This is a genomic window from Streptococcus cristatus (assembly GCF_001578775.1).
GTDB lineage: Bacteria > Bacillota > Bacilli > Lactobacillales > Streptococcaceae > Streptococcus > Streptococcus cristatus_A.
This window is the reverse complement of the sequence record NZ_KQ969062.1, coordinates 814,421-822,182: the sequence shown is the minus strand read 5'-3', so window position 1 is coordinate 822,182 and position 7,762 is coordinate 814,421. Positions and strand designations below refer to the sequence as shown.

General features: G+C 45.6%; 10 protein-coding genes and 1 tRNA gene. All 11 read right to left on the bottom strand.

Annotated features, from left to right (window positions below):
- Positions 1-1,963 (bottom strand): ribonuclease R (rnr, locus tag SCRDD08_RS04090; RefSeq protein WP_414162607.1); only part of this gene is annotated, 1,963 nt, incomplete at its 3' end.
- Between the two features lie 85 nt (positions 1,964-2,048).
- Positions 2,049-2,282: a preprotein translocase subunit SecG gene (gene secG, locus SCRDD08_RS04085; protein ID WP_061422549.1), complete on the bottom strand. Its 234-nt coding sequence runs from the start codon at positions 2,280-2,282 to the stop codon at positions 2,049-2,051.
- A 41-nt stretch (positions 2,283-2,323) separates the two neighbouring features.
- Entirely contained in the window at positions 2,324-2,473 is a 150-nt protein-coding gene (rpmG, locus tag SCRDD08_RS11005; protein ID WP_005590723.1) for a 50S ribosomal protein L33, read from the bottom strand.
- Positions 2,473-3,669 carry a multidrug efflux MFS transporter gene (locus tag SCRDD08_RS04080; RefSeq protein WP_414162614.1) on the bottom strand — a complete coding sequence of 399 codons (1,197 nt, stop codon included), beginning with the start codon at positions 3,667-3,669 and terminating at the stop codon, positions 2,473-2,475. Before SCRDD08_RS04080 ends, rpmG begins: the two co-directional genes overlap by 1 nt.
- 10 nt (positions 3,670-3,679) lie before the next feature.
- Positions 3,680-4,276, bottom strand: a complete 597-nt coding sequence (gene coaE, locus SCRDD08_RS04075; protein ID WP_061423262.1) for a dephospho-CoA kinase — start codon at positions 4,274-4,276, stop codon at positions 3,680-3,682.
- 5 nt (positions 4,277-4,281) lie between these two features.
- Positions 4,282-5,106, bottom strand: a complete 825-nt coding sequence (gene mutM / locus SCRDD08_RS04070; protein WP_061422547.1) for a DNA-formamidopyrimidine glycosylase — start codon at positions 5,104-5,106, stop codon at positions 4,282-4,284.
- A 27-nt stretch (positions 5,107-5,133) separates the two neighbouring features.
- Positions 5,134-5,610, bottom strand: a complete 477-nt coding sequence (locus tag SCRDD08_RS04065; RefSeq protein WP_061422546.1) for an NUDIX hydrolase — start codon at positions 5,608-5,610, stop codon at positions 5,134-5,136.
- A gap of 56 nt (positions 5,611-5,666) precedes the next feature.
- Positions 5,667-6,566, bottom strand: a complete 900-nt coding sequence (gene era / locus SCRDD08_RS04060) for a GTPase Era (protein ID WP_061422545.1) — start codon at positions 6,564-6,566, stop codon at positions 5,667-5,669.
- A 15-nt stretch (positions 6,567-6,581) separates the two neighbouring features.
- A complete protein-coding gene (locus SCRDD08_RS04055) occupies positions 6,582-6,986 on the bottom strand; it encodes a diacylglycerol kinase family protein (RefSeq protein WP_045499229.1) in 405 nt (134 codons plus the stop codon).
- Entirely contained in the window at positions 6,967-7,464 is a 498-nt protein-coding gene (gene ybeY / locus SCRDD08_RS04050; RefSeq protein WP_061422544.1) for an rRNA maturation RNase YbeY, read from the bottom strand. The genes SCRDD08_RS04055 and ybeY overlap by 20 nt, the downstream gene beginning before the upstream one ends.
- Positions 7,465-7,603: 139 nt before the next feature.
- Positions 7,604-7,676 (bottom strand) — tRNA-Thr (locus SCRDD08_RS04045).
- Between the last annotated feature and the right edge of the window lie 86 nt (positions 7,677-7,762).

The window sequence follows — 7,762 nt, the reverse complement described above, 5'->3', positions numbered from 1 at the left end:
CATGAATCAAGCCTTCGACCGTATTAGGCAGCTCGACGAAGAGTCCAAACTTAACCACGCTTGAAACCACGCCGTCAAACTCTTCCCCAACAAATTCTTCCATGTACTCAGCCTTCTTCATAGCTTCAACTTCACGCTCGGCCTCGATAGCCCGGCGCTCTCGGCTGGAAGACTGACTGGCAATCTCTGGAATCACTTGCTCAAAATGCTCTGCTATTTCCTTAGACTTGCCATAATCCCGCACCATCCGGTGAACCAGAAGGTCCGGATAGCGGCGAATAGGACTGGTAAAATGCGTATAAAACTCCGCTGCCAGACCATAGTGGCCGTGATTGTGCTCAGAGTAGCGAGCCTGCTGCATGGAGCGCAAAAGCATCATAGACAGGACAGCCTCATAAGGCTGGTCTTTGACTGCCTCCATAATATCCTGCAGAGCCTGCTGACTCATAGAGCTAGCCGTTCCGTAAATCCGAATCCCAAAGCTAGAGGCGTAGTCGATAAACTTCTGCACCTTCTCCGCCTTAGGCTCCTCGTGAATCCGATAGATGAAGGGCAGATTTAGCTTAGCAAAATGCTCAGCCACCGTCTCATTCGCCACTAGCATAAAGGATTCAATCATGCGCTCGGCAATTCCCCGCTGGCGCAGGACAATATCCACTGGCCGGCCTTCTTTGTTGACTATGATTTTAGCTTCATTGGTGTCAAAGTTGAGTGCACCGCGTTTAAAGCGCATGCTTTCCAGAATCTCATGTAGCTGGACCATACTGTCAATACTAGGCACAATAGCCTTGAACTGCGCAGCCTTTTCCTCATCTCCTGCGATGATGTCGTTGACATCGCTGTAGGTCATGCGGAAGGTCGTTTTAATGACAGACTGAGTAATGGTATGCTTGACCACGCGCCCCTTGGCATCAATCTCCATGATAGCCGACTGGGTCAGCCGATCCACATTGGGATTGAGGGAGCAGATGCCGTTGGACAGGCGCTCTGGCAGCATAGGCACCACACGGTCGGTCACATAGACAGAGGTCGCTCGATTGAGAGCTTCCTTGTCCAGCTCAGATCCTTCTTTGACATAGTAGGACACATCTGCGATATGGACACCAAGTTCAAAGTTGCCATTTTTCAAGCGCTTGATATGAACAGCATCGTCCAAATCCTTGGCATCCGCTCCATCGATGGTAAAGATAATCTCTTCTCGCAAGTCCAAACGTCCTTCAAAATCACTCTCCGTCGGTGCATCCGGAACTCGCTCGGCTTCTTCCAAGACCTTTTCTGGAAATTCGGAGACAATGTCCATCGACTCCAGCACTTCCAGTACATCTATACCTGGATCGTTGACATGACCGACTACATCAATCAGACTAGCTACAAAGAAATCGTGTTTCTTGGTTGGATATTTGTCAATAGCGACCTTGAGCACCTCTGTGCCATCTAAAACCATGGCTGGTTTTTTGACATAGATAGGCTGGCGGATTTTCTGGTTTTTCGAGCGGATATAGCCCGCGTACTTGGGCTTTTCCTCATCCAACACCAGCTGACCAACCGCTGACGTCAGGCTGTGCTCCAAAATATCGATAATCTTAGCTTCAGCTGATGTTCCCTTGATGCGGTCTGCTACCTTGGTAATGACCACTTCCACCGTATCGCCATCAATGGCATGATTGACATCATTACGGCTGATAAAAAGATCATCCTCTTCTTCATTCAGGGTGACAAAGCCAAAGCCATTTTTGTGGGCATGAAAAACACCCTTGAGCGTCAGACGCTCCTGCTTTTTCTTCTCATAAAGCTCAATCCGCCCCTCATCATCAAAGCGAATCTGATGCTTTCTTTCCATTTGGGAGATAATCTTGACCAAGGCACTAAAGTCCTTGGAAGACTCTTTCCCCAGAGCAGCCGCCATCTCATGTACGCTAGCCTGCTGCTTTTCTTTTAAATATTCTATAATTTCTGCTTTCATACTTTCTTTCTATACTATGAGGGGCTCTTGATATTCCCCTCTTTTTAAACTTTAAAAAAAGGCCAAGACAAAGTCAGAGCCCATTTTATTTACTAGATAATACTGCCAATATCAAGGCAATCAGCAACCAGACGAAGATCAATAATCCGGTCAAACGCTGCATCACAGCTTCAAATCCACGTGCTTTAGACCGCTCAAAAAGGTCGTTGGCACTCGAATCAAACACGTTACTAGATTGGTTTTTAGTTGGTTGCATGAAAATAGCAATGACAATAAAACCTGATAAAATGACTAAAATCGTTAATAATAGGCTATACATAAATAAAACTCCTTAAAATCCTTTCTATTTTACCATAAAATCTACTTAGATTCAAGATGTAAGGTTACTTTTCTTTCCTTGGGGCAGTACTTCAATACCTCAATCTTATCAGGATGAGTCTTACTATTCTTACTAGTTAGATAATTTTGACTGCCGCAACTGGAGCATTTCAAATGAATTTTAACGCGCACTAGATTTCCTTCTTTTTCAATAAATTTCCAAAACAAAAAAGGTTGATAAGGAGACTCAGTCCCACTAAGCCTGCTGTAGCATAAAAGACTGAATGATAGCCTGCTGTCGCTGCAATAGCCGAACCTGACATGGGGCCGATGACGCCACCCAGATAAAAGAAAATCTGGTTGTAGCTAAAGATTCGAGAAATCCCAAACTTAGGCGTGATTTTGCTCAATAGGGCATTGACCCCTGGCACCAAAGCTCCAGTCCCTAAACCAAACAAGAAACGGTAAAAACCGAGTTGGAGCGAAGAGCCTGCATGAGCACAGAGCAGGTAAATGATAATAGAATAAAACTGAGCTAAAACGAGCAAACGATGATTGCCCATCCGATCCCCCATCCGACCTAAAATACTTGAGCTCAGCATACTGGACAGTCCCATACTCGAAACAATCAAGCCAGATACAAAAATCAAATTGTCCGTTTGGCCTAACTCCCGAATATAAAGGGAAAGAATCGGACCAATAGACTGGGCTGCAAACTGGATAACAAAGCTAGTCAGAAAAAGAGTTAGCAATAGCTTGGGATATCTAATCTGGCGAATGAGTTCCCCAAAGCCAATCTCCTCTTCCTTGGTGACTGGTTTAAAATCTTCTCGGATAAAAGCAGCCGTCATCAGGGTCGCAATCAGAAAGAAAAAGCCAATCAAAAGAAAGACATTGCGGATGCCAAAGACTTCAGCAATCACTCCACCAATCAAGGGTCCCATGAGATTGCCCGCAACAACACCTGTTGCCAAAGTTCCCAGCGCATAGCCCGTCTTGTCCTTAGGAGCCTGACTGGCAATCAAGGCTGTGCTGTTGGGCACATAGCCCGCAAAAACTCCGTTGAGAAAGCGCAAGACCAAGAGCCAAAAAATATTAGGCACAAAGGCAATGCCGCCCATGGTAAAGACCATAGCCGTAGCTGCCCGAATCATCATAGGTTTACGGCCATAGCGGTCAGCCAAACTGCCCCAGACAGGGGATAAAAAGGCTGCCGAAACAGCCGAAAGGGCAATGCCAAGACCAGCATAATACTCCACCTCATGACCACGCGCTCCTAGCTGCTCCACAAATAGGGGCATAAAAGGAGTGACTAGAGAAATGCTGGCACCTGTCAGGAAGTTCCCAAACCAGGCGATTTTCAGATTATGTTTCCAATTTACTTGTATCGTGATAGAATCATCTTCTTTCTAATTTCTGCAAAGCATCGCGAATCTGCTGTCGTGCTTCCTCTAGCGAGCCATTATTATCAATCAGCACGTCTGCCCTCTTTCGTTTTTCTTGTAAAGATAGCTGAGCTGCTATGCGCTTTTCTGCTTCTTCCCGACTGAGAGCATTTCGATTCATAAGGCGACTGAGCTGAGTTTCTTCTGTTACGTCCACCAGCCAGATTTGGTCAAACCAGTTATCATATTCTAACTCAAACAACAAGGGAAGATCCATGAAAAAGACAGCTTCTGTCTCTACTAGTAGGTCACGCCTGTGAGCCAACTCCTCTCGGATTATTTCGTTCTGAAGCTGGCTGGACTGCGCCAAGACATCAGGATTCCCAAAAATCATAGCTCCCAGCTTGGGTCGGTCCAATCGCCCATCTTCCTGTAAGATAGCTGTGCCAAAGGTAGATAAAAGAGCTTGATACAGTCGTCCTCCCGGCTCTTGCAGCTCATGCACCACTTGATCCGCATCAATGACTTGATAGCCTTGCTGCTTCAAAAAATCTGTCACAGTTGACTTACCTGAAGCAATGCCGCCGGTGATACCAATAATTCTTACCACAACAGCTACCTCGCTTTCTGGCAATGAGGACAGAGATGAGTACCGCGTCCACCCAGCTTCATTTTTTCAATCGGGCTGCCGCATCTAGCACAGAGTTGACCGGTCTTTCCATAGACCTGCAGAAAATCTTGCATCGTGCCATCTTCGCCCAAAGCATTGCGGTAGGTCCGAATGGTCGAGCCCCTCTTCTCAATCCCAAGCTGCAAAACTTCAATAATCTGCTCACGCAGTCGCTTGACTTCAGCAGGCTTTAGACTATCTGCTGGCCTTGTCGGATGAATCCGCGCCCGCCAAAGCGCCTCATCTACATAGATATTACCTAGCCCAACGACCAAGGTCTGCTCCAGCAAATAGGGTTTAATAGGCTTCTTGGAACGACCCAAAGCTGCTGCAAAAGGTGACAAAAGAAAGTCCGCCTCTGTCGGCTCAGGACCAAGCTTTCTGGTAGCAAAATAAAGCTCCAGCTGGTCTTTTCTTAGTAACTCCATGGTACCGAACTTGCGAACATCCTCATAAACAAGCGTTCCACCATCTGTCATCTGGAAAAAAACATGGGCATGCTTGCGCTCAGGCACCGCATCCGGATAAAAAAGATACTTGCCTTCCATTCGTAGATGGGAAACCAGCACTCCACCCGTCAGGTAAAAGAGCAAATACTTGCCCCGACGGCCGATCTTTTCAATGGTCTGACCTGGCAAGTCATGGACAAAAGCATCCACTCCCGTGCCAATCATCTTGGCATAGCGGACCTGCACCTGCCCAATCGTCTTACCAACAACCAGACGCTCCAAACCGCGCCGAACCGTTTCCACTTCAGGTAATTCAGGCATAAAGCTCCTTTCTTAGTATTCTCAATATCATAGCCCCATAGCAAAGCTGTCCGAAAAATACTCGTCTAACATCAGGCGGTGTTTATCCGATACATTATCCAGCTCTGCTATTTCTTCTTTAGAAAAAAAGCCTAAACGCAGTGTTTCCTCATTATGAAAATTGGAAATATCAACATTCTCCAGTGCCTGCAGTTCATACAGAAAGACAACCGTCTGCACTTTGTCACCATTAGGATAAGATTCATCAAAATTCGTATAAACATTCAGCAAGCGCTTGACTTCAACAGTAATGCCTGTCTCTTCGTAAAATTCGCGCACGGCTGCTTGCAGAGAAGTCTCCCCGAGCTCCATAGCTCCTCCAGGAATCGCCCATGTTTTCTTATCGCCTCGTAACTGCAGAAGCACACGGCCGTCCTCGTCTGCTAGAATTCCACCAGCAAAATTCAAGATAACCTTATCATGCCCCACCTTGGAGCGAATATAGGAAATGTAGTCTTTGTTCATTCAATTTTCCTATCTACGATTCAATCAATAATCAGAAATGAAAAATTCTTGCTCTATTAATATTCCTTCTCATTATAGCCAAAGTCTGCCAAATCCAGCTTCTTGTCTCTCCAGTTTTTCTTGACCTTGACCCAGGTTTCAAGGAAGACCTTGTCTCCAAGCATGAGCTCAATATCTCGTCGAGCCATAGAACCGATTTTCTTGAGCATGGAGCCACCTTTACCGATGATAATGCCTTTTTGGCTGTCTCGCTCGACCATGATCGTCGCTCGGATATGGACCTTGTCCGTCTCCTCGTCTCGCTTCATGCTGTCAACAACCACCGCGACTGAATGGGGAATTTCTTCACGAGTCAGGTGTAGAACCTTCTCGCGAATCATTTCTGAAACCAAGAAACGTTCTGGATGGTCGGTAATCTGATCTTCTGGGAAATATTGGAAACCTTCCTCCAGATTTTCACTAAGGATATCAATCAGACGGGAAACATTGTTGCCCTGCAGAGCCGAAATTGGCACGATTTCTTTGAAATCCATCTGCTGACGGAAATCATCAATTTGCGCCAAGAGCTGATCTGGATGGACTTTATCAATTTTATTAACCACCAAAATAACTGGCACCTTAGCCGCTTTCAGGCGTTCGATAATCATATCATCGCCCTTGCCACGCGGCTCATCAGCCGGTACCATGAAGAGAACCGTGTCAACCTCACGCAGGGTGCTATAAGCCGCTTCGACCATGAAATCACCCAGAGCCGTCTTGGGCTTATGGATTCCCGGCGTGTCGATAAAGACAATCTGCTCCTTATCCGTCGTATAAATGCCCATAATCTTATTGCGTGTGGTCTGAGCCTTATCGCTCATGATGGCAATTTTTTGCCCCATGACATGATTCAAAAATGTTGATTTGCCGACATTTGGTCGACCTAAAATGGCTACAAAGCCTGATTTAAAAGTCATTGTTCTATTCCTTCTCTAAAAAATAATATCCCACAGTTTTGGCAGAAAGATAATCAAACCTGTGATAACTGCAAAACCAGAAACCACCAAAACTGCACCAGCTGCCATATCCTTGGCATTCTTTGCCCGCATAGAAAAGTGATAATCACTAGCCAGATCCACAACATTTTCAACAGCTGAATTCATGATTTCAAAAGCGATCACCAAAAAGATACTTAGCAGCAAGAACAGCCACTCCGTCGCTGAAATCCGAAAAATCAAACCTGCAATGATGGCAGCCACAGCTGAAAGAACATGGCTCCGCATATTCTTTTCTTCCTTAAAAGCTGTGAAAATCCCCGTCAGGGCGAACTCCAAACTCGATATGACATCTCGATTTTTCCACTTGCGCTTGTTATTTTTATTGTCTTGTAAGTCCATAAGCTGTCAAAATTTCTTCCTGTAAGCCAAACATTTCCGCTTCTTCTTCCGGCGTATAATGATCATAGCCGTTGATATGCAGAAAACCATGCACCGCCAAAAAACCCATCTCTCGCTCAAAGCTGTGCCCGTATTCTTCTGCCTGCTCCCGCGCCTTGTCCACCGAAATGAAGAGCTCGCCGATATAAGCGTCAAAATCCTCCAGCATCTCAGCCAGCTCAGGATTGTCTGCCAAATCTTCCTCATTAAAAGCAATATCCAGCTCTGGCTTGTATTCCAAGCTGATGACATCCGTCGGCCGGTCGGTGTCTCGATATTCCAAGTTGAGTTCATGGCTGCGCTCATTGGTCACAAAGGTCACAGCCATTTCCTTATTTTCTTTGCCCGTCTTTTTAGCCGCAAACTCCAAGATTTCCTGAGTCTGCATGATGATTTCTTGAGAAACCTGACCGGTTTCATCCACCATTTCGATATACATATTTTACCTGCCTTGCTAATATTACTTTTATTATATCATATTTGGGCGCCTATGAGAGCCACAAGCATTGCATTTAAACGAGGAGAAATCCTAATTTAAAACCAAAAAAGGCTGAGAAAATCTCAACCTCTTTATCTAGTGCTAATTGCCGGGATCGAACCGGCGACCTCATCCTTACCATGGATGCGCTCTGCCTACTGAGCTAAATCAGCATTACCTATCTACTATATCATGTAGATAGGTACTTGTCAATATTCTTTCTCATTTTTTTGCGAAATATTGGTCTCTGGTCGATAGT

What these genes read in the sequence shown, in the direction of transcription:
- secG (WP_061422549.1), bottom strand. Translation starts at nt 2,282, where the DNA reads ATGTATAGCCTATTATTAACGATTTTAGTCATTTTATCAGGTTTTATT.
- mutM (WP_061422547.1), bottom strand. Translation starts at nt 5,106, where the DNA reads ATGCCTGAATTACCTGAAGTGGAAACGGTTCGGCGCGGTTTGGAGCGT.
- SCRDD08_RS04065 (WP_061422546.1), bottom strand. Translation starts at nt 5,610, where the DNA reads ATGAACAAAGACTACATTTCCTATATTCGCTCCAAGGTGGGGCATGAT.
- era (WP_061422545.1), bottom strand. Translation starts at nt 6,566, where the DNA reads ATGACTTTTAAATCAGGCTTTGTAGCCATTTTAGGTCGACCAAATGTC.
- SCRDD08_RS04055 (WP_045499229.1), bottom strand. Translation starts at nt 6,986, where the DNA reads ATGGACTTACAAGACAATAAAAATAACAAGCGCAAGTGGAAAAATCGA.
- ybeY (WP_061422544.1), bottom strand. Translation starts at nt 7,464, where the DNA reads ATGTATATCGAAATGGTGGATGAAACCGGTCAGGTTTCTCAAGAAATC.